Source organism: Arthrobacter sp. NQ4 (assembly GCF_029077345.1).
Lineage (GTDB): Bacteria > Actinomycetota > Actinomycetes > Actinomycetales > Micrococcaceae > Arthrobacter.
The window spans coordinates 232,255-257,049 of record NZ_JARETC010000004.1; the positions used below are offsets into that span (position 1 = coordinate 232,255).

The 24,795-nt window shown below is 66.4% G+C and carries 24 protein-coding genes and 1 pseudogene; 5 read left to right on the forward strand and 20 right to left on the reverse strand.

Features of this window, described 5'->3' with window-relative positions; all coding sequences use genetic code 11:
• Positions 1 to 26 precede the first annotated feature (26 nt).
• From PUN51_RS09615 to PUN51_RS09650, 8 genes are all read right to left on the reverse strand, one after another.
• On the reverse strand, positions 27 to 1,961 hold the full coding sequence (locus PUN51_RS09615) for a BCCT family transporter (RefSeq protein ID WP_275180732.1): 1,935 nt from the start codon (positions 1,959 to 1,961) through the stop codon (positions 27 to 29).
• Between the two features lie 316 nt (positions 1,962 to 2,277).
• Positions 2,278 to 3,087 carry an IclR family transcriptional regulator gene (locus PUN51_RS09620; protein ID WP_159629868.1) on the reverse strand — a complete coding sequence of 270 codons (810 nt, stop codon included), beginning with the start codon at positions 3,085 to 3,087 and terminating at the stop codon, positions 2,278 to 2,280.
• A gap of 81 nt (positions 3,088 to 3,168) precedes the next feature.
• The gene (gene uraH / locus PUN51_RS09625; RefSeq protein ID WP_275180733.1) at positions 3,169 to 3,507 is read right to left on the reverse strand and encodes a hydroxyisourate hydrolase; all 339 of its coding nucleotides are present in this window, start codon (positions 3,505 to 3,507) and stop codon (positions 3,169 to 3,171) included.
• Complete coding sequence (gene uraD, locus PUN51_RS09630) at positions 3,504 to 4,001, reverse strand: 2-oxo-4-hydroxy-4-carboxy-5-ureidoimidazoline decarboxylase (protein ID WP_275180820.1); 498 nt, start codon at positions 3,999 to 4,001, stop codon at positions 3,504 to 3,506. Before uraD ends, uraH begins: the two co-directional genes overlap by 4 nt.
• 167 nt (positions 4,002 to 4,168) lie before the next feature.
• Positions 4,169 to 4,594 carry an ATP-binding protein gene (locus PUN51_RS09635; protein ID WP_224023244.1) on the reverse strand — a complete coding sequence of 142 codons (426 nt, stop codon included), beginning with the start codon at positions 4,592 to 4,594 and terminating at the stop codon, positions 4,169 to 4,171.
• Entirely contained in the window at positions 4,587 to 4,919 is a 333-nt protein-coding gene (locus PUN51_RS09640; RefSeq protein WP_141945622.1) for an STAS domain-containing protein, read from the reverse strand. Before PUN51_RS09640 ends, PUN51_RS09635 begins: the two co-directional genes overlap by 8 nt.
• Complete coding sequence (locus PUN51_RS09645; RefSeq protein WP_275180734.1) at positions 4,919 to 6,877, reverse strand: glycosyltransferase family 2 protein; 1,959 nt, start codon at positions 6,875 to 6,877, stop codon at positions 4,919 to 4,921. The genes PUN51_RS09640 and PUN51_RS09645 overlap by 1 nt, the downstream gene beginning before the upstream one ends.
• On the reverse strand, positions 6,874 to 7,986 hold the full coding sequence (locus PUN51_RS09650; protein WP_275180735.1) for a PP2C family protein-serine/threonine phosphatase: 1,113 nt from the start codon (positions 7,984 to 7,986) through the stop codon (positions 6,874 to 6,876). The genes PUN51_RS09645 and PUN51_RS09650 overlap by 4 nt, the downstream gene beginning before the upstream one ends.
• Before the next feature lie 247 nt (positions 7,987 to 8,233).
• On the opposite strand from PUN51_RS09650, the gene PUN51_RS09655 reads away from it, so the two are divergent.
• On the forward strand, positions 8,234 to 8,515 hold the full coding sequence (locus tag PUN51_RS09655; protein WP_224023239.1) for a hypothetical protein: 282 nt from the start codon (positions 8,234 to 8,236) through the stop codon (positions 8,513 to 8,515).
• A 173-nt stretch (positions 8,516 to 8,688) separates the two neighbouring features.
• On the opposite strand, the gene PUN51_RS09660 is transcribed toward PUN51_RS09655, so the two are convergent.
• Positions 8,689 to 9,261 (reverse strand): GNAT family N-acetyltransferase, encoded by a 573-nt coding sequence (locus PUN51_RS09660; protein ID WP_159629883.1) that lies wholly within the window; start codon positions 9,259 to 9,261, stop codon positions 8,689 to 8,691.
• A gap of 9 nt (positions 9,262 to 9,270) precedes the next feature.
• On the reverse strand, positions 9,271 to 9,663 hold the full coding sequence (locus PUN51_RS09665; RefSeq protein ID WP_275180736.1) for a hypothetical protein: 393 nt from the start codon (positions 9,661 to 9,663) through the stop codon (positions 9,271 to 9,273).
• A 95-nt stretch (positions 9,664 to 9,758) separates the two neighbouring features.
• On the opposite strand from PUN51_RS09665, the gene PUN51_RS09670 reads away from it, so the two are divergent.
• Positions 9,759 to 11,147, forward strand: a complete 1,389-nt coding sequence (locus PUN51_RS09670) for an MFS transporter (RefSeq protein ID WP_275180737.1) — start codon at positions 9,759 to 9,761, stop codon at positions 11,145 to 11,147.
• Positions 11,148 to 11,211: 64 nt separating this feature from the next.
• On the opposite strand, the gene bcp is transcribed toward PUN51_RS09670, so the two are convergent.
• The 7 genes and pseudogenes from bcp to PUN51_RS09705 form a co-directional block, all read right to left on the reverse strand.
• The gene (gene bcp / locus PUN51_RS09675; RefSeq protein ID WP_275180738.1) at positions 11,212 to 11,691 is read right to left on the reverse strand and encodes a thioredoxin-dependent thiol peroxidase; all 480 of its coding nucleotides are present in this window, start codon (positions 11,689 to 11,691) and stop codon (positions 11,212 to 11,214) included.
• Between the two features lie 81 nt (positions 11,692 to 11,772).
• On the reverse strand, positions 11,773 to 12,441 hold the full coding sequence (locus tag PUN51_RS09680; protein WP_275180739.1) for a winged helix-turn-helix domain-containing protein: 669 nt from the start codon (positions 12,439 to 12,441) through the stop codon (positions 11,773 to 11,775).
• A 9-nt stretch (positions 12,442 to 12,450) separates the two neighbouring features.
• Positions 12,451 to 13,794 carry an allantoinase AllB gene (allB, locus tag PUN51_RS09685; protein WP_275180740.1) on the reverse strand — a complete coding sequence of 448 codons (1,344 nt, stop codon included), beginning with the start codon at positions 13,792 to 13,794 and terminating at the stop codon, positions 12,451 to 12,453.
• On the reverse strand, positions 13,787 to 14,983 hold the full coding sequence (locus PUN51_RS09690) for a glycerate kinase (RefSeq protein WP_275180741.1): 1,197 nt from the start codon (positions 14,981 to 14,983) through the stop codon (positions 13,787 to 13,789). Before PUN51_RS09690 ends, allB begins: the two co-directional genes overlap by 8 nt.
• 2 nt (positions 14,984 to 14,985) lie before the next feature.
• Positions 14,986 to 16,776, reverse strand: coding sequence for a glyoxylate carboligase (gene gcl / locus PUN51_RS09695; protein ID WP_275180742.1), 1,791 nt, complete (start codon positions 16,774 to 16,776; stop codon positions 14,986 to 14,988).
• 131 nt (positions 16,777 to 16,907) lie between these two features.
• A pseudogene (locus PUN51_RS09700) lies at positions 16,908 to 17,798 on the reverse strand (2-hydroxy-3-oxopropionate reductase); the annotation flags it as partial.
• 21 nt (positions 17,799 to 17,819) lie between these two features.
• Positions 17,820 to 18,620, reverse strand: coding sequence for a hydroxypyruvate isomerase family protein (locus PUN51_RS09705; protein ID WP_275180743.1), 801 nt, complete (start codon positions 18,618 to 18,620; stop codon positions 17,820 to 17,822).
• 193 nt (positions 18,621 to 18,813) lie between these two features.
• On the opposite strand from PUN51_RS09705, the gene PUN51_RS09710 reads away from it, so the two are divergent.
• Complete coding sequence (locus tag PUN51_RS09710; RefSeq protein ID WP_275180744.1) at positions 18,814 to 19,686, forward strand: hypothetical protein; 873 nt, start codon at positions 18,814 to 18,816, stop codon at positions 19,684 to 19,686.
• A 142-nt stretch (positions 19,687 to 19,828) separates the two neighbouring features.
• Here PUN51_RS09710 and PUN51_RS09715 read toward each other — a convergent pair whose 3' ends face one another.
• The gene (locus PUN51_RS09715; RefSeq protein WP_275180745.1) at positions 19,829 to 21,118 is read right to left on the reverse strand and encodes an MFS transporter; all 1,290 of its coding nucleotides are present in this window, start codon (positions 21,116 to 21,118) and stop codon (positions 19,829 to 19,831) included.
• 70 nt (positions 21,119 to 21,188) lie between these two features.
• Complete coding sequence (locus PUN51_RS09720; RefSeq protein WP_224023216.1) at positions 21,189 to 22,409, reverse strand: M20 metallopeptidase family protein; 1,221 nt, start codon at positions 22,407 to 22,409, stop codon at positions 21,189 to 21,191.
• 135 nt (positions 22,410 to 22,544) lie between these two features.
• Here PUN51_RS09720 and PUN51_RS09725 point away from each other — a divergent pair, with 135 nt between their 5' ends.
• A complete protein-coding gene (locus tag PUN51_RS09725) occupies positions 22,545 to 23,567 on the forward strand; it encodes an Lrp/AsnC family transcriptional regulator (RefSeq protein ID WP_224023214.1) in 1,023 nt (340 codons plus the stop codon).
• Positions 23,568 to 23,637: 70 nt separating this feature from the next.
• On the opposite strand, the gene PUN51_RS09730 is transcribed toward PUN51_RS09725, so the two are convergent.
• Positions 23,638 to 24,126 carry a hypothetical protein gene (locus PUN51_RS09730; RefSeq protein ID WP_275180746.1) on the reverse strand — a complete coding sequence of 163 codons (489 nt, stop codon included), beginning with the start codon at positions 24,124 to 24,126 and terminating at the stop codon, positions 23,638 to 23,640.
• A 309-nt stretch (positions 24,127 to 24,435) separates the two neighbouring features.
• On the opposite strand from PUN51_RS09730, the gene PUN51_RS09735 reads away from it, so the two are divergent.
• The gene (locus PUN51_RS09735; RefSeq protein WP_159630366.1) at positions 24,436 to 24,735 is read left to right on the forward strand and encodes a putative quinol monooxygenase; all 300 of its coding nucleotides are present in this window, start codon (positions 24,436 to 24,438) and stop codon (positions 24,733 to 24,735) included.
• Positions 24,736 to 24,795 lie beyond the last annotated feature (60 nt).

Below are 24,795 nucleotides of genomic sequence, written 5' to 3' on the forward strand. Positions count from 1 at the left end.
GCCGGGGCTCCACGTGTTCCACGCTGCTACCGCATGGCTGCCTTTTCCGGCTCCGGCTCTTCCACGTCCGGACCCGTGCCCGTGCAGGATGCGCCTTGGGCGCATCCTTCGGCGCATTCATGCTTTGTCACCAGCTCAAACTGGACGCCGCGGTGCTGCTCAACGCCGGTACGGATGGCCCGTTCCACGACAGAGTCCGCCAGCCGGCGGCGCAGGGAGAGGGGGTCCCTGCGCAGGTCCTTGGTGATGGCGAAACAGAGCAACAGCATGACGACGACGAACGGCAGGGCCGCGACGATGGTGATCCGTTGCAGGCCTGACAACGCTTCTGAGGGCTGGTCGCCGCCGGCCAGGAGCATGACGGCGGCCACGGCGCCGGTGAGGGCGCCCCAGAAAATGACCAGTGCACGCTTGGGGTCGGAACTGCCGTTGGAGCTCAGCGACGCCATGATCAGGGAAGCGGAGTCGGCGCCGGTGATGAAGAAGATTGCCACCAGCACCATGGCCAGGACGATCACGGCCGCAATCATCCACGGGGGCAGGGGGAGGTTCTTCACAAGGTTGAACAGGGCGCCGTCAAAATCGATGGTTGCTTTGCCGTCGGTGACGGTCATCAGGCCAGGCGTGCCGGCCTTGTCCGCTTCCTGCTGGATATGGAAGGCAGTGCCGCCGAAGATGCCGAACCAGATGACACTGACAATGCTGGGGACCAGCAGTACGCCGGTGACGAACTGGCGGATGGTGCGGCCCCGGCTGATCCGGGCGATGAACATGCCCACGAAGGGCGTCCAGGAAATCCACCAGGCCCAGTAGAAGATGGTCCAGCCGGACATCCAGGTCCGGAGCGCCTCGTCGCCTACGGCCTCAGTGCGGGAGGACATTTCGGCCAGATCACGCAAGTAGTCGCCGACCGCCGAGGGGATGAGGTTGAGGATGAAAAGAGTGGGGCCCGCCACGAACACGATGAGGGCGAGGACCACCGCAAGGACCATGTTCACGTTGGACAGCCACTGGATTCCGCGGCTGATGCCGGACACGGCGGACGCGATGAAGCAGGCTGTCAGGATCGCCACGATGCCCACGAGCACGGGTGTTCCGATTTCGCCTGTCCAGCCGTTGGACGTGAAGCCGCTGCCGATCTGCAGGGCGCCCAGGCCCAGTGACGCGGCGGTGCCGAAGAGGGTGGCGAAGATGGCCAGGATGTTGATGACCTTGCCCACCGGCCCCTCTACGGTCCTGATGCCGAACAGCGAGGTGAAGGCAGCGGAGATCAGTTGCCTGCGGCCCAGCCGGTAGGTGCCGTAGGCCATGGCAATGCCCACCACCGCGTACATGGCCCAGGGGTGCAGGGTCCAATGGAAGATCGAGGTGGCCATGGCGGTCTGGATGGCTGCGGGGGTCCGGCCGTCAACGGTTCCGGGCGGGGGAGAGACGAAGTGGTACAGCGGCTCGGCCACCCCATAGAACATCAGGCCGATGCCCATTCCGGCGGCGAACATCATGGCGATCCATGACACCGTGCGGAACTCGGGTTTCTCACCGTCCTTGCCGAGTGGAATGTTGCCGAACTTGCCCAGGGCCAACCATAGGACGAAGACGACGAACAGGGACGCGAGGACCATGAAGAGCCAGCCGGTGTACTCCATGACCCAGTCGAGGGCGTCCTTCGAAGTGGTGGCCAGGCCGTCCTTGTCGAGGAACCCCCACGCCACGAACGCCAGCGCGATGGCGCCGGTGATGCCGAACGTCGCCTTGTCCAGGGTCAGCTTCCGGTTGCGGCGCTGGGAGACGGCCTGCTCCCTGTTGCTCTGCCTCAGTTCCTCCAGGATCTGCTCGTGTTCGTTGACGGCGGGAAGGGTCGTTGTCTCTTCCTCTTGATAGGTGTCCAGCGGCTCGGGGGGAACGTCCCCTGAAGGCGGCACTTTGGGTTTGGCGGAGCTCAGGTCACTGTTAATGGCCATGAAAGCGGGTCCTTTGGCTAGTCCATGGGCTTGCGTTTAGTGCTGGCTGGGGGCAGCGCAATCCGCGGAGGGGTTGCCGCCTGGCCGTTCGCCAGCGATGTCAGGGCCCTAAGCCCCATGGGGGAGGTGTTCCGCAAAGATCAACAGAGTTCGCGCTAAGCAACAAGAGTGCTGTACGTCACTTTCAAAGTCAAGGGCGCCGTGCAGCGAAAGGGCATCCTGCAGGCGGCCGGAAAAGGGCAGGCTGCCCTTAACAGGGCAATGGCCCCGGGTTCCAACGAACCCGGGGTCATTGCCGTGTTGACTCTGGCGGCTGTCAGTGCCGGGTGTAACCCATGTTGGCGCTGACTTTGAGTCCCGCGTCCTTGAGGGTGTCCAGCAGGCCCGGGATCTTCTCCGGGTCGAACCGGAATGCCGGCCCGGAAATGCTGAGGGCACCGATGACGACGCCTTGGTGATTGTAGACGGGCACTGCCACGGCATTCAGGCCGATCTCGAACTCCTCCCGCACCACCGCGTACCCCTTGGCCACTACCTCGAGCAGCTGTGCGTCCAGCTCCTTGCGGGAGGTGATGGTGCGGGCGGTGCGGGCAGTCAGGCCCGTCTCCTTCAGGATCCGGTCCCGGTCGTCCGCCTCCAGTGCCGCCAGGAGGACCTTGCCGCTGGAGGTGGCGTGCAGCGGGGTCAGGCTTCCCACCCAGTCGTAAGTGGCCAGGGTGGAGGGGCCCATGGCCTGGTCCACGTTCACGGCGTAGTTGGAGCGCAGGACGGCCAGGTTGACGGTTTCCTTGAACTCTTCCGCCAGGCTCTCCAGGACGGGCCTTGCCTCGCGCACCAGGCTCAGGCGGCCGGGAATGGAGCTGGCCAGGCGAAGGATCCCGAAACCGAGCTGGTACTTGCCCCGTTCACTGTTTTGATGGACCATCTCACGGGTGACCAAGGAGCCCATCAGCCGGGACACGGTGGACTTGTGGATCCCCATTTCCTCGGCGATTTCGCTCACGCCCGCATGTCCCTCGCGTGCCAGGATCTCCAGGACGGTCAGGGCCCGCTCCACGGACTGTACGCCGCCGGACTGTCCGCCTTCCGCATCGGTATCGGATTCAGTTTCCTTATTCGAAGCCATACTTCCTGATCCTATGCCGGTTAGTGTGACGGTCGTGACATTGCGGGAGGCCGGCCGGGCTGCGGAAGCCCCGGGGACCCGCTAGCTGCCGCGGTAGGTGGAGTAGGCGAACGGGCTCAGGAGCAGCGGAACATGGTAGTGCTCGGGGCCGGTGACCTCGAAAACCAGGTCCACTTCCGGGAAGAACGTCTGCGTCTGCAGGCCTGCGTAGTAGGCGCCCGTGGCGAAGTTCAGTTTGTAGTGGCCCGGTTCCAGCTGCTCCGGCCCAAGGTCCTTGGCCCGGCCGTCGGCGTCGGTGCTGGAGGCGGCCAGCTCACGCCAAGTGCCGGCGTCGTTCTTCGAAAGGACGACGGCGACACCTGCCGCCGGGCGCCCGGCGCCGGTATCAAGGATGTGGGTGGTCACATGGGAGACGCTCATTCGCTGATCACTCCTTCGAGCCGCAGTACGGCGATTTCGCGCAGCTGCTGGGCCACGATCCGGTCTTCTTCTTCGGCGGAGTTGGTGAGCCGCTGGTCCAGCGCCGCCAGGATGTCCTGCGCGCTGCGTCCGGCTGCCCGGATCAGGAAGACGCGGCCGAACTTCTCCTCGTACTCCCGGTTCCCGCGCGCCAGGGCATCGGCGACAGCAGTATCGGCAGGGTCCACGCCGGCCTGCTCGGAACGGGACATGGACGCCTCGGCGCTGGCCGCCGTCGGGCGTTCCCCGATTCTGGGGTGGTGGGCCATGGCGGCTTCCACCTCGGCCGGTGTGAATGGGCTGGCAGCCTTGGCGGCAAACGCCAGGAGCCCGTCGCGGTTTGCGTAGGGACGGGCTCCGGCCACCGCCTCCACCCAGCGGCTGACGTCGACGCAGGGCCGGAGGATGGCTTGGGCGGCGGCGGGATCCGCGCTGTTGAATTCGGCAAGCTTCATGCTGGTCGCAATCCTTGGGGTCATGCTGGCATCCATGGTGACGGCTATGCGGATGCCGGACAACCCGGCGCCTGCGCACTGCAAGGCTTCCGCATCATGGAACTGTTATTTCAGCATACGTAATATTCAAGAGCAGGTGCGGGGCACTGTCAAGCCGTTCGGGAACCCTAGTCCTGTGATGACGTGCGCGACAGGACCCAGGTGTTGGTGCCGTCCTGGCGTTCGAAGGTCACCGTGGTCACCAGCGCCTCGATCAGTGCCAGCCCGCGCCCCGACTCTGCGTCCTCCCCCGGGACGGCCGGCTCCATGGGGCCGAACGGCGGCTTCGCGTGGTAGGCGCTGACCCGTGCCTGCAGCATGGCCGGCTGCACGGTGGTCTCTACACCCAGTTCCACCTCCCGGTCCCCGGCCGGCTGGGCGTGCTGGACGATGTTGGACGCGGACTCGATGACCGCCGTCGTGAACGTCATCTGGTCCATGTCATTGACGAACGGAACGTCGAGCCAGAGGCTGTCGAGGTCGTTGTGGACCGCCTCGATGGCGTCCTCGGCAGCGGGTCCCCGGAAGCTGCGCGAAGCCAGGACCTCAGTCATTGCTGAACGCCTCCTCGGCCGTGGGGTAGGCGGTGAGGACCTTGTCCATGCTGGTCAGCTTCAGCACCATGTTCACCTGGGGCTGGACGGCGGCGATCCGCAGGTCCCCGCCGGCCTGGCGGGCGGCCTTCAGGCAACCGATCAGCGCGCCGAGTCCAGAGGAATCCATGAACGCCGTGTTTTCCAGGTTGACCACGATCCGGTTGGACCCGCCCGCGATCACGTCCGTCACGAACTCGCGCAGCTTCGGCGCGGAGACCATGTTCAGCCGCCCGTCCGCCTTGACCTCCGCGTACGAGTCTTTGACCTCATAACTGAACTCCATCAGGATTCCTCTCTGTTTGCAGGTTCTGCGGCCGGCTCGTACCCCTTGTAGAGGACGGCGCGGACCAGGATGCTCATGACCACCAGGTCAAAGACCACCCAGACGACGTTGACCAGGGTGCCCAGCGGTTCCGCCAGCCCGGTGGCCAGGCGGACAATTCCGACGACGGCGGCCAGGGCGAGCAGGACGGACACCACGATCTGGGGCCGGATGAGGCTCCAGCTGGGTCCGCCGCTCTGGCGGGCCTTGGGGGTGACCGCAAACCCGAGGGGACGGCCGAACCAGACGTTGCGGGCCGCCGTCGTGCACGCCTTGATCCAGGTGGGGAACAGGGCAAGGCTGTACTGCTGGCCGCGCCAGGTGGGGATGCCGCGGCCGGCCACGGCGAACAGCAGCTGGTTGACCACCATGAACGGGATGAAACGGATGAAGAAGTCCCAGCTGAGGCTGCTGACCGGCAGGATGCCCAGCAGCAGGTAGATGATGGGGGCCGCGAAGTAGATGACGGCGGCGAACCCGCTGAGGTACGTCCACATGGTGGCAAAGTACATCAGGCGCTGGCCGATTTTGAGGCCCTTCTGCACCAGGGGGTTCTCCCGGAGCAGCACCTGGATGGTGCCTTGGGCCCAGCGGAGGCGCTGGGTGAGCATGGTGGCGATGTCCTCGGGCGCCAGGCCGTACGCCAGGATTTCGTGGTGGTACACGCTCTCCCAGCCCATGGCGTGCATGCGCATGGCGGTGGCCATGTCCTCGGTGACGGAAATGGTGGCCAGGGGCATGACGGGCTGGGCTTCGTTGCTGCGTTCCACGGTCAGCGCATCCAGCACGGCCTGGACAGATTCCAGGGCGCCCAGGGGCGACCAGTCACGGGCGGACATGCGCTGGACTGCGTCGTCCGCAACCACCGGGACGCCGGACTCGCCCACGTGGGCCAGTTCCATGGCGGCGATTTCCTCAAGGTCCGCCTGCAGGGCTGCGACGTCGGCCTGGACCAGGGTCTGCACTGCGGCGTCCACGCGGCGGCGGACCCGGTAGGTGACCTCGCTGAGGGGCCGGCCGGCGTCCACTTCCTCCTGGGCTTCGCGGGTGGCAGCCTCCACCTCGTCCAGGACCTCCGCCACCAGGGGTGACTCCACGTCCGCCGACTTCCGGGCCTGCTTGATGGCTGCCCGGGAGGCGGCCAGCGCGCGGCGGATGCTCTTTTCGGTCTCCTTGACGTAGCCCACCAGGCCCAGCTGCATCAGGGCCTCGCGGCGCAGGATGGCGTTGGAGCCGCAGAAGAACGCGGCGTTCCAGCCGTCCTTGCCCTGCTGGATGGGGCCGTAGAAGAGCGGTGCCTGGCTGCCCAGCGGGTCGCTGTCAGGAACGTTGCTGAAGTACTGGGGTGTCTGGACCAGGGCCACCCGGCGGTTGTTGAAGTAGCCCAGGGTCTTTTCCAGGATGTCCGGCTCGGGGATCTGGTCCGCGTCCAGGATCAGCAGGAACTCGCCGTGGGTGACCATGAGGGCGTTGTTGAGGTTGCCCGCCTTGGCGTGCCGGGGGAGGTCTTTGGTCCAGTCTTCGCTCCGGGTGACGTAGCCCAGGCCGTGCTGTTCGCACAGCGCCTTGAGTTCCGGCCGTGCGCCGTCGTCCAGGATCCAGGTGCTGTGCGGGTGCCGGATTTTCTGGGCCGCCAGCGCCGTGGTGAGGACCATGTCCAGGTCCTCGTTGTAGGTGGTGATGAAGACGTCCACGGTGGCATCGTGCGGGGGCTGCGGCGCCCCCTTGCGGATCTTTAGCTTCCACACCGTCATGCCGAAGAGCATGACGTCGATGAGGCTGTAAGTTTCAGCCACCACCAGGGGGAGGGCGATCCACCAGGCATCCCAGTTGAGGGATGCCGCCCAGCGCCAGGCGATGTAGTTCAGGCCGGTCAGGACGGTGAGCACCACCACCACGCGGGTCCAGAAGCGGGTCACGCGGCCACCTCCCGGGGGAGCCGGCGGACCACGACCACCGTGACGTCGTCCTCGGCGGTCTCTGCGGGAGCCAGGGCCAAGATGGAGTTGGTCGCTTCCTGCGCCGAAGCAGCCGCCTGCGTGGCCTCCTGCACGGCGTCGGTGAAGTCCTCCACTGATTCAAAGACGTCCAGGACGCCATCGCTGACCACCACCAGGGAATCCCCCGGGGCCAGTTCCAGTTCTGCCTGGGGCCACTGGGTCCCGGGCCAGGCACCCACTGGCGGTCCTCCGGAGGGGAGGCGGTCCGCCGGGCCTGCGGGCTGGACGTGCAGGGCAAGGCCGTGGCCGGCGTCGACGTAGCTGATGTTGCCGGACGCTGCGTCCAGCCGGGCGTGGAACAGGGTGACGAAGGAGTTGGAGGAGTCCAGGTCCGCAGCGATCGCCTTGCTGGCTGAGGCGAACCCGGCGTCGAGATCCTGGCGCAGGCCGGTGGAGCGCATGACGGCGCGGACGGTGGCTGCGATCAGTGCCGCGCCCATGCCTTTGCCCATGGCGTCGGCGAACGTCAGGTGGAGCCCGCCCGGGGTCTGGTACCAGTCATAGAAGTCGCCGCCCACATTGCGGGAGGGCCGGAAGAGGCCCGCCACATCGTAGCCGTCCACCCGGATGTCCTCCTTTGGGAGGAGGCTTTGCTGCACCTCGGTGGCGCGTTCCAGCTCGCCGCGGGCTGCGGATTCAGCGGCGGCGGAGGGCCGGCGGCGGAACAGCGCGTTGATCCGGGACTGCAGCTCGCGGGGGCTGAACGGCTTGCTGATGTATTCGTCGGCGCCGTTGTCCAGGCCGGTCAGCTTGTCCAGTTCGTCTGCCCGCGCGGTGAGCATCACGATGAAGGCGTCCGAGAACTCCCTTAACAGCTTGCAGACCTCGAGTCCGTCGAGGTCCGGCAGGTTGAGGTCCAGCGTCACCAGGTCGGGCTTGCGGCGGCGGACCTCCTCCACGCCCGGCAGGCCGGCTCCCGCCTGGGTGACGTCGAAGCCCTGCTTGACCAGGACACGGACCAGCAGTCCGCGGATGTCCGGGTCATCTTCGATGACAACCGCACGGCGGGATTCGGAGGGAGAGACCATAGCTCTACTTCTACAGTATTAAGGCGCACAGGGCATGTCTTAGGCTTCACAGTTTCCCGTGACGTGGCTGACAGGTCCCGATGCATTAATTCCGCACCCAGCAGATCTTGCGGAAATCTTGGCACCTGCTTGCCGGGACGTTGAGGAACGCCGGTCACACTCGAAGAACGGCAACAGCTTTCCAGACAACAGGGTACGACGACGATCCGCGCGGGGGCTGTTCGGCTTGCGGAAGGCGGGGAAGCCAATGGAATACGTCAAAAAGAGCGGGATGGACAAAGCCAGGGCGCTGCTGCGCGTCCTCTTCCACTCCCGGAAAGTGCGGGCCGCCGCCCGGGAACTTGAGCATGCGCTCGCCGAATCGCGGGAAGTATCCAGTTGGCCGGGGGACCGGCTGCAGGTGGGGGAGGACATGTCCCGCCAGGTGGAAAGGCTCACGCACCGGCTCAAGCTGGAGACCGAGGCACACCACAGGCTTGAGGCCCTTTTAAAGACTGCGGGCGGAGGGCATTCCGTCGCGGCCCTGTAGGTGCCACACTTAGCAGCAATCGATTGGCTGGGGGATAGTCAGGAGATTGCTGTGAGTTTGTTGCTGGGCTGGTCGTACCTGATGGCAGGACTCATGACCATGGACGCGCTGCTGCTTGCGTTGTGGGCCATGGAGGTCGACTGGGGGAAGTACTGGCGCCGGAAGTAGCGCCGTCATGCCAGCTCCAGGCGCATCAGCACCCGGGGAAAGCCGTTGAGCACCGAGGTTGTGTCTGCCGCCTTGGTGAAGCCGGCATCCTCGAACAGCCTGCGGGTTCCCACATAAGCCATGGTGAGGTCCACCTTGTGGCCGCCGTTGTCCACCGGATAGCCCTCCACCACGGGAGCCCCATAAGCGCGCGCCAGAGCCACTGCGCCGGCCAGCAGGTGGTGCGAGATTCCCTTGCCCCGCTGGCCGGGACGGACGCGCAAGCACCAGACAGACCAGGCGTCCCTGTCATCCACATGCGGGATTCTGCGGTTCCGGGCGAAACTGGTGTCCGCGCGCGGGTGCACCGCTGCCCACCCGACCGGTTCGCCGCCGTCGTACGCCACCACGCCTGGCGGTGGATCCTGCGCCACCAGCTGCCTGACCAGCTCCCCGCGCTCTTCGCCCCGCAATGACACGTTCTGCTTCGAGGGAATCCGGTAGCTCAGGCACCAGCAGACGGTGGCGTCGGGCCGTTTGGGCCCCACGAGTATTTTGACGTCCTCGAAGCTGGTTGCCGGGCGCACCTCAATGGCCATGGTGCGATCCTAGTCGCCGGGAATCCGGCCGATGCTCCAGGCGGCGACCCTGCGCACGTCAACCCGGGTGGCCTGCAGCGGAACCCTGGTTCCCCCTGAGAGCAGCACCGGCGCCAGGAAGTGGAGGTACCGTGGCTGGGCTTCCGTGCCGGCCTCGCCCGCCGGGAAACCATAGGCGTCGAGAACTCCGGCGATGGCCCAGCTGCCGATCCGGACCTGGTCATTTTGCCGCTGCGTCCACGCGTTCTCCGACACAGCCGATCCGGAGATCACGGCACCATCAACCACCACGGTGAGCTCCACTGTTGCGTCGTCGCCTGCCTGAAAGATCGAGGCCAGCAGCAGCGCCAGGCGGGGATCCGCTCCGGCTGCAGGTGTTTCCTTATCCGTTTCGCTGTCCATGACCATCCCTTCCCCATCCCGCGGAACTGATTGTCTCCCCATCAGCCCAGTTTCCACCCTGTTGGCTCCTGGTGCCCCTCACTACACTGGGACGCATGACCCAGCAGGAACCGGGCAGTGCTGCCGCGGATCTGGATACCGTTGCCGCCTCCCTACGAACGCCGGCTGAGCGCTCTCGCACCTTCGCCGGAATCCTGGTCAACACGGCACTGGCCAACATCACCACCAGCTACCTGTGGTTCGCCCTGACGTTCTGGCTGTACCTGGAGACGCGCAACGTCATAGCCACCGGGGTGGTGGGCGGCGCGTACATGCTGCTGATTGCCCTGTCCAGCATCAGCTTCGGTACGTTCGTGGACCGGTACCGGAAGCTGGCCGTGATGCGGTTCGCCGCCGGATTCACCCTGGTCATGTTCCTACTGTCCGGGGTGATGTTCCTGCTCACGCCTGCCCCATCCCTGCTGGACCTGGGGCAGCCATGGTTCTGGATTTTCACCCTGATCATCCTGGTCGGCGCCGTGGTGGAGAACCTGCGGAACATCGCCCTGTCCACCACAGTGACCATCCTCATCGAACCGGAACGGCGGGCGAATGCCAACGGGCTGGTGGGGATGGTGCAGGGCCTGATGTTCATCGTCACCTCCCTGCTGTCCGGGCTGTCCATCGGGTTGCTGGGCATGGGCTGGACCATCACCGTCGCGCTGGTGCTTACGGCGCTGGCTGCGGCACACCTGCTGACCCTCCGGATACCCGAGGAGACGCGTGCGGCGGCATCGGACGCCCACGGCGGATTCGACCTCCGGGGCTCGTTCACGGCAGTGCTGGCCATATCGGGGCTCTTCGCGCTGATCTTGTTTTCAACGTTCAACAACTTCATCGGCGGCGTCTACATGGCATTGATGGACCCGTACGGGCTGGAAATGTTCTCTGTGGAAATGTGGGGTGCGGTCTTCGCGGTTGGATCCACGGGATTCATCCTTGGCGGTGCCCTGATCGGCAAGTTCGGGCTCGGCGCCAACCCCTTGCGCACCCTCCTGGTCGCCGTGGCGGCCATGGGCGTACTCGGCGCGGTCTTTACGCTGCGGGAGTGGGCGTGGCTCTACATCCTGGGGATCTGGCTGTACCTGGTGCTGGTCCCGTTCGTGGAGGCGGCAGAACAAACCGTCATCCAGCGGGTGGTGCCGCTGGAACGGCAGGGGCGTGTCTTCGGGTTCGCCATGGCGTTTGAGTCCGCCGCGGCCCCCGTCACGGCGTTCCTCGTCGCGCCCATCGCCCAGTTCTGGATCATCCCGTATGCACGGTCCGCGGAGGGCGCCGCGCTCCTGGCACCGTTGCTGGGTGAGGGCACCTCCCGCGGCATCGCCCTGGTGTTCCTGGTGGCCGGAATCATCATGATCGCGGCCGCACTGCTGGCCTTCCTTGCCCCGGTCTACCGGCGGGTTTCCGCGTCGTATGCGCAGGTGGCGGCAGAAACTGCGCATTAAACACGGACGCCCCAGCACCATGTGCCGGGGCGTCCGTGGAAATACTGCAGGAAGTGATGGGGCGCTAGAGTCCCAGGGCTTCCTTGAGGCGGGCGACGTGACCGTCGGCCTGTACCTGGTACTGGGCCAGGGTGACGTTTCCTTCAGGGTCCACCACAACCGTGGAGCGGACGATGCCTTCGTGGATTTCGCCCTGGACCAGCTTTTCGCCCCAGGCGCCGTAGGCCAGGGCAACCGCGTGGTCGGGGTCGGAGAGGAGGGGGAAGGTGAGGGAGAAGTCGCCGCTGAAGCCGGCCAGGGCTTCCTGCGCGTCGGGGGAGATGCCCACTACCTCGTAGCCCTTGCCCTGCAGGGAGGCCAGGCTGTCGCGGAAGTCGCAGGCCTCGGTGGTGCAGCCGGGGGTCGCAGCCTTCGGGTAGAAGTAGACAATGACGTTCTTGCCACGGTAATCGGCCAGAGAGGTCTCGCGGCCCTGGGCGTCCCGGAGGGTGAAATCAGGAGCCGGGGTGCCGGGCTGAAGCTTGGTGGTCAGGGTGGGGCTCATGGCGTTCCTTTGTAAGACTCGGTCAGTGATGGCCAAACATCAAGTGAAGCGGGTCACCGCTTACTGATACAAACCAGCGCGTCATATGCAGTATTCCGCCGGACCCCGAACGGCTGCGTGCGGGCCCGGCATAAACTGGTAGCCGCCGCCGCGGACAGTGGCCACGGCATGGCGGGCATTGCCCAGTTTCTTGCGGATCCTGCCCACGTAGACGTCGATGGAACGTGCGGTGGCTCCGGGAAAATCCAACGATTCCAGGAACTCCTGCAGCTCTTCGCGGCCTACCGTGCGGGACAGGTGCGTCACCAGGTAGCGCAGCACCTTGTATTCGACGCCGGTCAGCGCCACCGGCCTGCCGTCCAGCAGGACGGAGTCGGCGGCGAGGTCCACGGCGACCCTGCTGACGGGGCCGACCGACGGCGGCAGGCGGGTGCCGCCGTCGGCCGCGGTTGCGCCGGGGTTCTCCGCCATGGAAGGAACGCGAGAGGAGTCGGCTGCGGCTCCTTCCGCATTGGCGGAGACCCCGGACGTGGGGGCTCCGGCGGCAGGCCAATGGACTTCCGCCTCCGGAGCAGTTTCGAGGGCCCTGGCAAGGACCATTTGGGCGGCGTGGCGCAGGATATCCGGGCTGGTCCCTTCGGCCGGAACCACCCAGACGGCCAGCCCGTGGGCGGTGGCGCGCCTGGGCGGAACCCGGTGCGGAACCGGATGCGGAACCGCCGCCCGCGGATGGTGTGCTTCCACTGCCATGGCGGGCCCTTATACGCCGCCGCGGCGGATCAGCTTGCCCGTGGGGGTCTGGCCGTCCACTACGGCGCCGCGGAGGAAGGTCTTGCGGACCACGCCGGACAGGGCCTTGCCGTCGTATGGCGTGATGGGGTTCTTGTGCTTGAGCTTGGACACGTCCACCACGAACGCCTCGTCAGGGGCGAACACCGCGAAATCGGCGTCGTAGCCCAAAGCCAGCTGTCCCTTGTTGGTGAGGCGGGCCAGGTTGGCGGGCTTCTCCGCCATCCAGGACACCACCTGTTCCAGCGGGATGCCGCGGTGCCGGGCTTCGCTCCAGATCAGGGACAGGCCCAGCTGCAGTGACGAGACGCCGCCCCAGGCCACGGCAAAGTCGCCGTTTTCCAGGTCCTTGAGGTCCAGGGTGGAGGGGGAGTGGTCCGAGACGATGCAGTCGATGGTGCCGTCCTGCAGGCCCTGCCACAGCAGCTCGCGGTTGGAGGCTTCCCGGATGGGCGGGCAGCACTTGTAGGCGGTGGCACCGTCCGGGATTTCCTCCGCCATCAGCGTCAGGTAGTGCGGGCACGTCTCCACGGTGAGCTTGACGCCGTCGCGCTTGGCGCTGGCAATCATGGGCAGGGCGTCCGACGACGACAGGTGCAGGATGTGCGCACGGGCACCGGTCCAGCGGGCGCGTTCGATGACCTCGGCGATGGCTTTGTTCTCGGCGCCACGGGGGCGGGAGGCCAGGAACGTTTCGTAGTGGTCGCCGCCGGGGTGGGGTGCGCGGTCGATGGCGTGCGAGTCCTCGGCGTGGACGATCATGAGCGAGTCGAAGGACTTCAGCTCGGCCATGTCCTCTTCCATCTCATCCGCGTCCAGGTGCGGGAACTCGTCCACGCCGGAGTGCAGGAGGAAGCACTTGAAGCCGAAGACGCCTTCGTCGTGCAGGGGACGCAGGTCTGCCTTGTTGCCGGGGATGGCGCCGCCCCAGAACCCGACGTCGATGAAGGCCTGGTCCTCGGCTACCTCGCGCTTGAGCTTGAGGTTCTCCACCGTAGTGGTGGGCGGGACGGAGTTCAGCGGCATGTCGATGATGGTGGTCACCCCGCCGGCCGCGGCTGCACGGGTGGCGGAGGCGAAGCCCTCCCACTCGGTGCGGCCGGGCTCGTTGACGTGGACGTGGGTGTCCACCAGGCCGGGCAGCAGGGTTTCGTCGTCGGCCAGTTCGACGATCTCGGTACCGGCCAGGCCGTTGCCCAGCGGCTCGATGGCCACGATCTTGCCGCCGCGGACGCCCACTTCGCGCGGGGCGATACCGGCGGTGGTGAGGATGCGCTGGCCCCGGATGACCAGGTCAAAACGTTCTTCAGACACGGAGGTCCTCCTTGGTACTTGCAGCGCCGGCAGGCCGTCCGGCCGCCAGCTGCTTGCTGATCTGGGTGCCCAGCTGCTCCAGCAGCGGTCCTGCCTCTGCTATGCACCTGTTTACATCGGTTTCGAGCGCCGTCAAAGCGTAGACATCCTCGAACCCGGCAGCCACTGCCTGGTCCTGGTCCAGGGTGGTCCGGCCGCAGACGGCGATGACGGGGACCCCCTGCGCTGCTGCGGCCCTGGCAACACCCATGGGGGTCTTGCCGAGCAGGCTTTGTTCGTCCAGGCTGCCTTCGCCGGTAATCACCAGGTCGGCGCCGGCCAGCCTTTCGGCCAGTTCGGTGAATTCGAGGACGACGTCGATTCCCGGCCGCCGCGTTGCGGCCAGGGCTGCGATGGCGGCGTAGCCCACGCCGCCGGCTGCCCCGGCCCCGGGAGCCTCGGCGGCCTTGACGGCGCGGAATCCGATTTCCCTGGCCAGGACTTCGACAAACCTGGCCAGGGCGGCGTCGAGCATGCCGACGTCTTGTGGTGTGGCACCCTTTTGCGGGCCGAACACCGCCGCGGCGCCCTGGGCGCCGAGCAGGGGGTTGTCGACGTCGGATGCCAGCACGAAGCGGGTGTCCACCAGGCGGGGTTCAAAGTGGGTGAAGTCGATGCTGTGCAGGTTGGCCAGCGCAGCCCCGCCGGGGGGAAGTTCGTTGTTCCGGTTGTCCAGGAGCCTGGCGCCGAGCCCCTGCAGGAGTCCTGCGCCGCCGTCGGTATTGGCACTGCCGCCAACGCCCAGCATGATCCGCCGGCAGCCGGCGTCCAGCGCAGCCCGGATGAGCTGCCCGGTGCCCAGGCTGCTGGCCGTGGTGGCATGCGCCGGGCTGGGGCGGCCGCCGTCCTTTACCCGGGGGACCAGCGCCAGCCCGGAGGCTGTGGCCATTTCGATGACGGCTTCGTGGCCCCGGACGGCGAACTCGGCTTCCACCGGCTGTCCGGTTGGCCCGGCGACCGTTGCCGTGCGGCGGGTGAAACCGGAGCCGACGGCGGCGTCGAGGGTGCCCTCGCCGCCGTCGGCCACCGGAATCCGGACCACGTCAAGGTTGCCGCCGGCCCCGCGCTGCAGGCCCTTTTCCAGGTGGCTGCACACCTCCGGGGCTGACAGCGATCCCTTGAACTTGTCCGGGGCGATCACGATGCGCATGGTTAGGCCTGCAGTGCCGGGATGGCGGTGGGAGCGTCGGCGGCGGATTCCGCCAGTTCCTCGAACTCGTTCACGGCGTTGATTTCCACGCCCATGGAGATGTTGGTGACCTTCTCCAGGATCACCTCCACCACCACGGGAACCCGGAACTCACCCATCAGGGCCTTGGCCTTGTCGAACGCGGCAGCGAGGTCGCTGGGGTCCTCCACGCGGACGGCCTTGCAGCCCAGGCCCTCGGCCACCTTCAGGTGGTCCACGCCGTAGCCGCGGGTGTCCTCGGACAGGTGGGAGCTGTTGATGTTTTCGAACGCCAGGGACACGTTCTGTTCCATGTTGAAGCCGCGCTGCGACTGCCGGATCAGGCCCAGGTACGAGTTGTTCACCACCACGTGGATGTAGGGCAGGTTGAACTGCGCGCCCACGGCCAGTTCCTCGATCATGAACTGGAAGTCGTAGTCGCCGGAGAGGGCCACCACGGTCTGGTCCGGGTTGGAGCGGGCGACGCCGAGGGCGGCCGGGGCGGTCCAGCCCAGGGGGCCTGCCTGGCCGGCGTTGATCCACTTGCGCGGGCCGAAGACGTGCAGCATCTGCGCGCCGGCGATCTGGGACAGGCCGATGGTGGACACGTAGGTGGTGTCGCGGCCGAAGGACTTGTTCATCTCCTCGTACACGCGCTGCGGCTTGATGGGGATGTTCTCGAAGTGCGTCTTGCGGTGCAGGGAGGCCTTCCGGTCCTGGCACTCGGCAACCCAGGCGCTGTAGTCCGGCAGGGACCCTGCCGCTGCCCGCTCCTTGGCGAGCTCAACCAGCCCGGCCAGCGCCGCGCCGGCGTCGGACGCGATGCCCAGGTCCGGTGAGAAAACGCGGCCGATCTGGGTGGGCTCGATGTCGATGTGCACGAACTTGCGGCCTGCCGTGTAGGTTTCCAGGCCGCCGGTGTGGCGGTTGGCCCAGCGGTTGCCGATGCCGATCACGAAGTCGCTCCGCAGGTAGTTCTCGTTGCCGTAGCGGTGGCTGGTCTGCAGGCCCACCATGCCGGCCATGAGCTGGTGGTCATCAGGGATGGTGCCCCAGCCCATCAGGGTGGGAATGACCGGAACGTTCAGGGTTTCGGCCAGCTCCACCAGCTGCGCGGATGCGCCGGCGTTGATGATGCCGCCGCCGGCCACGATCAGCGGGTGCTTGGCGGCGAGCAGCATGTCCAGGGCCTTTTCCAGCTGCTTGCGGGAGGCCTTGGGCTTCTCAACGGGGAGTGGCTCGTAGGTGTCGATGTCGAATTCGATTTCTGCCATCTGCACGTCGATGGGCAGGTCCAGCAGCACCGGGCCGGGGCGGCCGGAGCGCATCAGCTGGAAGGCCTTCTGGAAGGCGCCGGGAACCTGGCCCGGTTCCAGGATGGTCATGGCCATCTTGGTGACGGGCTTGGCAATGGACTCGATGTCCACGGCCTGGAAGTCCTCCTTGTGCAGCTTGGCCACGGGGGCCTGGCCGGTGATGCAGAGCATGGGGATGGAGTCTGCCCAGGCGGCGTACAGGCCGGTGATCATGTCGGTGCCGGCGGGGCCGGAGGTGCCGATGCAGATGCCGATGTTGCCGTCCTTGGCGCGGCTGAAGCCATCGGCCATGTGGCTGGCACCTTCAACGTGGCGGGCCAGGGTGTGGCGGATGCCGCCGTGGGCGCGCATTGCGGAGTAGAAGGGGTTGATGGCGGCGCCTGGCAGGCCGAACGCCTCGATGGCGCCTTCCTTTTCCAGGATGGCCACCGCTGCATCAACGGTACGCATCTTGCTCATGGGGTGCTCCTTGAAAGCTTGAAAGTCTGTTTTTGGGTGTGCTGGAGGGACCGCCGTCGTTTCGTGTACGACGGCGGGTTCCCTGCTGAGGTGCTTGTTCCGCGCTTTTGTCCCGGCTGCGCCGGGAGTGGCTACTTCCTGCCGCTGAGCTGCAGGACCTGCTTGAAGAGTCCGGAGTGGTCCAGTGCGCCGTCACCCTGGTTGACGGTGGCGGCGACGAGCTGGGCGGCGACTGCGCCGAGGGGGATGGCGACGTTCGCTTCGCGGGCGGCCGCGGTGACGATGCCCAGGTCCTTGTGGTGCAGGGCGAGCCGGAAGCCGGGGTCGAAGTTGCGGTCCAGCATCTTCTGGCCCTTCTGGTCCAGGACCTTGGAGCCGGCCAGGCCGCCGCCGAGGACCTTGAGGGCGGCGTCGGTGTCCACGCCGTAAGCCTCAAGGAAGGCGATGGCCTCGCCGAGGACTTCAATGTTGACGGCCACGATCAGCTGGTTGGCCGCTTTGACGGTCTGGCCGGAGCCGGAGGGGCCGACGTGGACGATGGTTTTGCCGACCGCGTTCAGGACGTCCTGGGCGTCGTCGAAGTCTGCCTTGTCGCCGCCCACCATGATGGACAGGACGGCGTCGATGGCGCCCTGTTCGCCGCCGGAGACAGGGGCGTCGAGGGGGCGGATGCCTGCTTCGCGGGCTTCGTCGGACAGGCGCTTGGCCACGTCCGGGCGGATGCTGGAGGCGTCGATCCACAGCGCGCCCTGCTTCGCGTTGGCGAAGACGCCGTCCTTGCCGCTGACCACGCCCTCAACGTCGGGGGAGTCCGGCACCATGGTGATGACGACGTCGGCGTCCTTGACGGCGTCCGCGATGCTCGAGGCGCCCTGGCCGCCCTCGGAGACCAGCTTGTCGATCTTGTCCTGGCTGCGGTTGAATCCGGTGACGGTGTGGCCGGCCTTGACCAGGTTGATGGCCATGGGCAGGCCCATGATTCCGAGTCCGATGACTGCAACTTTGCTCATGATGGTTCTCTTTCCTGAAAGTCTGTGTGGGTACTAGTTGCTGGCGTGCTCGCGGATGGCCCAGCTGAAGGCCGTTTCCTGCGGTTCCTTGTACTCGAGGCCGATGTAGCCCTCGTAACCGAGTTCGCGGCTGCGGGCGATCCATTCGCCGAGCGGGAGGGTGCCGGTGCCGGGGGCGCCGCGGCTGGGGTTGTCGGCGATCTGGATGTGGCCGAACTCCTTGGCATGGTTTTCGATGACTGCCTGGACGTCGTCGCCGTTGACTGCCAGGTGGTAGAAGTCGGCGAGGAGCTTGATGTTCCCGACGCCGGCTTCCTCCTTGACGCGGGCGATGACCTGGAGTGCGTCGTCGGCGGTGAGGAGCGGGTATTTGGGTGCGCCGCTTACGGGTTCGAGGAGGACGGTGCCGCCGATGCGGGCTACGCCTTCGGCCGCTGCCGCCAGGTTCTTGACGGCGAGTTCATCCTGCTCTTCGGGGGTGAATTCGTCCTGCCGGTTGCCGTAGAGGGCGTTGAAGGCCTTGCAGCCCAGGCGCCCGCCGATGCCGGCCACGACGTCGATGTTGTCCTTGAACTCGGAGCACCGTCCCTTCCAGGACACCAGGCCGCGATCACCGCCGGGCATGTTGCCGGCGTTGAAGTTCAGGCCCGTGAGCTGCACCCCGGCGTCCGTGATGGCGTTCTCGAACGCGGTGATCTCGCTGTCCGCCGGGACCGAGGTTTCGAAGGGCCACCAGAACTCAACGGCGTCGAAGCCTGCGGCCTTGGCGGCGGCGGGGCGTTCGAGCAGGGGAAGCTCCGTGAGGAGGATGGAGCAGTTCACTGTGTACGTCATCGTAGGTCCTTCCGAGGAGGGGCTTTGATCTATCTTCCCTTGCTGCCGGCATCTTCACCGTTTCCGCTTTGTGGAATTTAGATTCTGCTTTATGAAAAGTGTAGGGAAGGTGGGGTGGGGTAGTCAAGGGGAGGCGCGGGCGGGAGACTGGTAGCAGGTACGTCCGCCCGACGTGAAATGGACTGGAGCGATCATGACCGCTGCCCGCCTCCGGCTTCTGGCCTGGCTCATCGCCGTGATGGCCTTCCTTGCCGGCTGCACGCCCGGGGTGGGCGCGGGGCAAGCCGTGTCTGGATCCGCGGCCCCGTCACCTTGGGCGATCGCGACGGTGCCCACCCCGGCGTCCGGTTCGGCAAGCTCCGCGCCGGATGCGGCCGACGTCGCCCTCGCTCCGCCGCAGGCGCCGATCCCGGCCGCCACTCCCGCTCCCGCCCCCGCCAGTGCTCCCGCTCCCGCCCCGGTGCCCCAGCCGTTTGCCCTCAACCTGTACCGGGAGGGGGACTTCGTTCCGCAGTACACCTTCGACTGGTGCGTGGCCGCGAGCATCCAGATGGCGCACAACCTGATTGACGACACCGGCGGCGGCACCTGGGCTGACCGCGCGCAGCAGAACGAACTGTGGGAGACGGCCCGCGCCCACTCTTCGGACTCGTTCAACGGCGCCAATCCCTTCGGCTGGGCGCAGGTGCTGACGGAAGCGGGGATGGGGCCGTACGCCGTCGTGAGCGTTCCGGGCTATGAAGAAGCGGTGCGGACGGCGGCGCGTGCCATCACGGAGACGGGCAGGCCGGTGGGCCTGGTGATGTGGAGTGGCCGCCACGCCTGGGTGATGAGCGGATTCGAATCGGTGGGCGATCCGCGCCAGTTCCCCGATTTTTCAGTGACCGGCATCCGCGTCCTCGATCCGCTCTACCCCTACGGCAGTGGCCAGTGGGGCCCGTCGCCGGCGCCCAATGCCCTGCTGACGCCGGAGCAGTTGGCCACGCAGTTCGTAGTCCGCGAGCCGCGGCGCTGGAGCAGCGGCCTGGCCGCCGGCTACCTCCTGGTGCTTCCCACTGCCGCGTAGCCGGGCCGCATCCAACCTGCCATCCAGCCCGGCTGCCATCCACCCTGGCCGCCATCCAACCTGGCCGCCGCGAAACCCTGGAAACGCCAAACATCCCCGGCACGGAAAACCGCGCCGGGGATGTTTGCAGTAAAGCCGGGGACTAGTGGGTCAGGTCCTTGCCCTTGGTTTCAGGAATCGTGAACACGAACGCTGCGCTGACCGCCAGGAGCAGCACTGCGTAGATGTTGAACGCCTGCGGCGCCCCAAGGGACGAGCCCAGCCACTGCTGCAGGTAGGGGGCGGTGCCGCCGAACACCGCCACGCAGATGGAGTAGGGCACGCCCACGCCCACCGTGCGGATGGAGGTGGGGAACAGCTCGGCGTACACGGCCGGAACAATGGCGGCGCTCGCAGCCACGAAGACCAGCATCACGGACATGCTCACGGCCAGCTGCCAGGCGGAGTCCTTCAGCAGCCAGGTCATGGGGAAGTGCAGCACCGCGGAGCCGATTGCGCCGGCCCACAGGACCTTCTTGCGGCCGATGCGGTCCGAGAGCTTTCCCCATACGGGCAGGGCGGCGATGAAGACGATGTTGGCGATCACGCCCGCCCACAGTGCCTCGCCGCGGTCGATCTTCAGCGCGGTGGTGGCGTAGCTTGGCGCCACCACGCCCCAGATGTAGTAGATCACCGTCAGGCCCACGGTCAGGCCGATGACCTGCATGGCCTGCTTGCGGTAGCGGACAATCTGCGGCCAGATGGGAGCGCGCTTGGCGGTGACGGCCTCGTCCTTGAATGCCTCGGTCTCGTGCAGGCGTGACCGCATGATCAGCGCGTACAGGCCCATGGCGGCACCGATCAGGAACGGGATCCGCCAGCCCCAGGCATTCATCGCCTCGGTGCTCAGCGCCATGTTCAGGACGGCGCCCAGCAGCGTTCCGAAGAGGATGCCCACGGTCCCTGAGGTGTAGATGAGGGTGGCCCAGAAGCCGCGGTGTTCCTTGGGGGCCATCTCGGACAGGTACGTCTGCGAGGACGGCAGCTCGCCGCCGTGTGCCAGGCCCTGCACCAGGCGGGCCACCAGCAGCATGAGCGAAGCGAAAGCACCGACGCTGGCGAACGTGGGGGCGATGCCGATCAGCAGGCTGCCCAGCGAGGCGAGGCCGACGGCGAAAGTCATCGAGGTCTTCCGGCCCACCCGGTCGCCGATCCAGCCGAAGAGGAAGCCGCCGAAGGGCCGGGCTACGAAGCCGACCGCAAAGATCGCCAGGGTGGACAGCACCGCCGACGCCGGGTCCTCCTTGCTGAACAGCTGGCTGGCGATGAAGGGAGTAAACGTGGCGTAGATGGCCCAGTCGTACCACTCAACGGCATTGCCGATGCCGGTGCCGACGATGGTCTTGGCGGTGGACATGCGTCCAGTCTGGGGCTTGGTTACTGCAACGGACATGGTCTTCTTCCTGGTCGGTTGGTCTGCGGGAAAGGGCAGCGGCGCTGCTGCCGGGGACGGGAGGGGAAACTTAGGCGGTCCGCGAGAGCGTGGCCAGCCGCGAAATGGCGAGTTCCGCGTAGAGTGCGGCGCCGTCCGCGAGCACCGCGTCATCGAACGTGGCATACGGGGAGTGGTTGAACGGCGACGCGTCGGGGTCGCCCCCGGGGGACACGGCGCTGAGGCCCACAAACGTGCCGGGTACCTCGGCCAGCACGCGGGAGAAGTCCTCCGAGCCGCTGAGCGGGGTGGCCCAGCGCGAGAGGCGGCGCTCGCCGAAAAGCTCGGTGATCACTTTTTCGGCGGTGTGTGTTTCGTCTTCGTTGGTGATGGTGAGCGGGTATTCCTGCAGGTAGTCGACGGCGACCTCCACTCCGTGTGCGGCGGCGATCCCCTTGAGCAGGCGTGGCACGGCGTCCATCATCTTCAGGCGGGATGCTTCCGAGAAGGTCCGGATGGTTGCTTCGATGCGCGCAGATTCCGGGATGATGTTCCGCTTGGTCCCCGCGTGCAGCACGCCCACGGACAGGACTACGGGATCGAACATGTTGAACTGGCGGGTGACCATGACCTGCAGGGCTGTCACCATTTCTGCTGCCACGGTGACCGGATCCTTCGCGGAATGCGGTGCCGAACCATGGCCGCCGGCGCCGAGCACCGTGACTTCCAGGCCGTCCGACGCGCTGAGCATGACGCCGGGCTTGGTGCAAAAGGTGCCGTGCGGCTCCAGCGAGGAAAACACGTGCATGCCGTACGCTGCCTGGACGCGTGGACCAGCGGCGTCCAGGACGCCCTCCCGGATCATGTAGCTGGCCCCGTCGCAGCCTTCCTCGCCAGGCTGGAACATGAGGACGACGTCGCCCTGGAGTTGGTGCCTCTTCTCGGCCAGGAGGGTGGCGGCTCCGGCGAGCATGGAGGTGTGCAGGTCGTGGCCGCAGGCGTGCATGGCGCCGTCAGCCTGGGATGTGAAGTGGACCCCGGTCTTCTCCTGGACGGGCAGCCCGTCCATGTCTGCACGGAGGAGGACCGCGGGACGCTGCCCGGCGGGATCAGAGTTGCCGCCACGCAGGACTGCGGTGACCGACGTCGTCTCCTTGCCCAGGGTGATCTCGAAGGGGAGGCCGTCCAGCGCCTCCAAAACCTTCTCCTGGGTGCGCGGAAGGTGGAGCCCGATTTCCGGCTGCCGGTGCAGGTCGTGGCGCAGGCGGACCAGGTCATCCTGCAGGTCCTTGGCGTCGGCGGTTATGGTCACGTGTTACTCCTTGGCATGGGCATCAGGGCTTGGGGACTATTCTGAAGTGGCGTGGTTCACAATCAAGGAAAGCGCTGGAATTATTCTGCAAGTGCCTGATGGCGTCAGGATTCATGCAAGGTGAAGGAGGCGTGGGTGGAGCTCAGCGAGGATGACCTTGCCCTGATCCAAGTGCTGCAGGCTGCGCCGAGGCTTGGCTGGGCTGACGCCGCCAAGGTGCTGGACGTCCATGCGACTACCCTCGCCGCCCGCTGGGACAGGCTGGCCTCGCAGGGCGCTGCGTGGACGACGGCGCACCTGGCGGGTGACCCCAAGCAGATGCTCCTGGCGTATGTGGCCGTTGACTGCGAAATGAACCGGCGGGACAGCGTCACGGCGCAGCTGGCCGCTGTGCCGGAGATCGTGACGGTGGAGGAGGCGGCCAGCAACCGGGACCTGATGCTGACTGTCATTACCCGGTCGCTGGAGGAATTCAGCGACCGTGTGGTCTCGCAGCTGAAAACCATCGACGGGCTGACCAAGTACCAGGTGGCCCTGTGCACACGGCTGCACAGCAGCGGCGACGACTGGCGGTTGAATGTCCTGAGCCGTTCGCAGCTGGCCACCCTGCGGACCCTCGCACCGCAGGCACGCCCGGAGCCGGCGCAGGTGGCCGGGCAGCTTCCGCAAAGCCACCTTGACCTGCTGCCGTTCCTGGCCCGGGATGGCCGTGCCACAGCTGCGCAGATTGCCCGCGCCCTTGGCCGCCATCCCGCCACCGTGCAGCGCCAGCTGAACCGCGTGCTGGCCAGCGGCATCCTGTCGTTCCGCTGCGAAATCGCGCAGCGCTACTCGTCGTTCCCGGTGACCTGCCAATGGTTCGTGAACGTACCGGCCGGCCAGCACGAGGCAGCCGCAGCAGAGATCCGCACCATCAGCAACGTGCGGCTGAGCGCCTCCACCACCGGACCCACCAACTTCGTGATCATCATGTGGCTGCACACGCTGGCAGACGTCATGTCCGCTGAACTGGCGCTGCAGCAGAAGGTGCCCGGCATCGACATTGTGGAGAGCGCGGTGATGCTGCGGACGGTCAAGCGGGTGGGCTGGATGCTGAAGGAAGATACGACGGCGAGTGGCGCCGTCGTCCATGCCGGAAACCTGGGCGCCGCAGACTGAAACGGACAGATCGTAACGGGGAGGAGCCAGGGACGCTGCCCCTGGCTCCCCGCTAAGGGGAAGAAGAGTTCTACTTCCCGTCGCGGTGGACTTCCACTACGGCGCTCTTCTCCCATGGGGTCCAGTCGGACCAGTGTCCGCCGTGGTTCTGCACGCGGAACGAGACCAGCTGGTAGACCTCTTCTGCGCCCCTGCGGTCGAGGTTAGGCACACGGTCAATGCTGGAAAGGGTCCTCGCGCCGTCGTGGCGATCAAACTGCTCGGTGAAGACTGTGCGGCCGAGGAAGTCGTCACTGCTGCGCGGACCGGGGTCGTCTTCGTAGCGCAACTGGCGGATCTCGACGGTCCTTTCGCCGTTGCAGTCCACTTTGATCCTGAAATCGACCTTGTTGCCCCGGAGATCCTTGGGATCCTTTGGGTCGACGGTACAGCCGTTGCGGCTTGTTTCCGCGTTGGCGGGTGCGGCCAACGCGAGGAAACCTCCGAACAGGCCCAGTGAGAGGACCGGAACCATGGCCAGCCTTGCCCGGGTTGGCCTCTTAATTCGAGTGTTGGACATATCTTGTTGCTCCTCAAAGGATGCGATTCACCTTTGCGGGCAGCCTTAAGCCGCCGGAATTGAGCACATTTTCAATAAACCGTTGTGGTGGCAGGAGCCTGCCCGTCCCGTTTCAAACAGCGCGCCCCGCAGTGGGGGTGGCTTCGACTCCGGATCCTTCTGTTCGCTGATCCGGTGTTTAAAAATATCCTCCCCTCTGCGCAGCTGCGCTAGGGGCAACCGCACCCTGCTTGGAGCTGGGCGCCGCTTGTGCCGGGGCTGGCCTTTGTGCTCCTTTCCGGCGTTCGCCGCAGGCGGCAGACTGTCCCTATGACTTTTGCGAATGTGGGAATGCTGGGAACCAAGCCCGGCCAGCGCGATGCCCTGGTGGCCATCCTGCTCCGGCCGAAACCCGGGATGAAGGAAGCCGGGTGCCTGCTGTATGAGGTGGGAATTAATGCCGATATGCCGGACACTGTGTTCGTCTCGGAACTCTGGGAGTCTGCCGAAGCGCACCAGGCATCGCTGCAGTTGGACAGCACGCAGGCCGCGATCGCCGAGGCGAAGCCGCTGCTGTCCGGTGAAATGGGAGGCCACCGGTTCACGGTGCTGGGGTCCCCGCTTCGGTAGCTGCCGCCAAAAGCGAAATACCTCCTTCCCAGGACGGGTATTCAGCGGCGAGTGGATTGC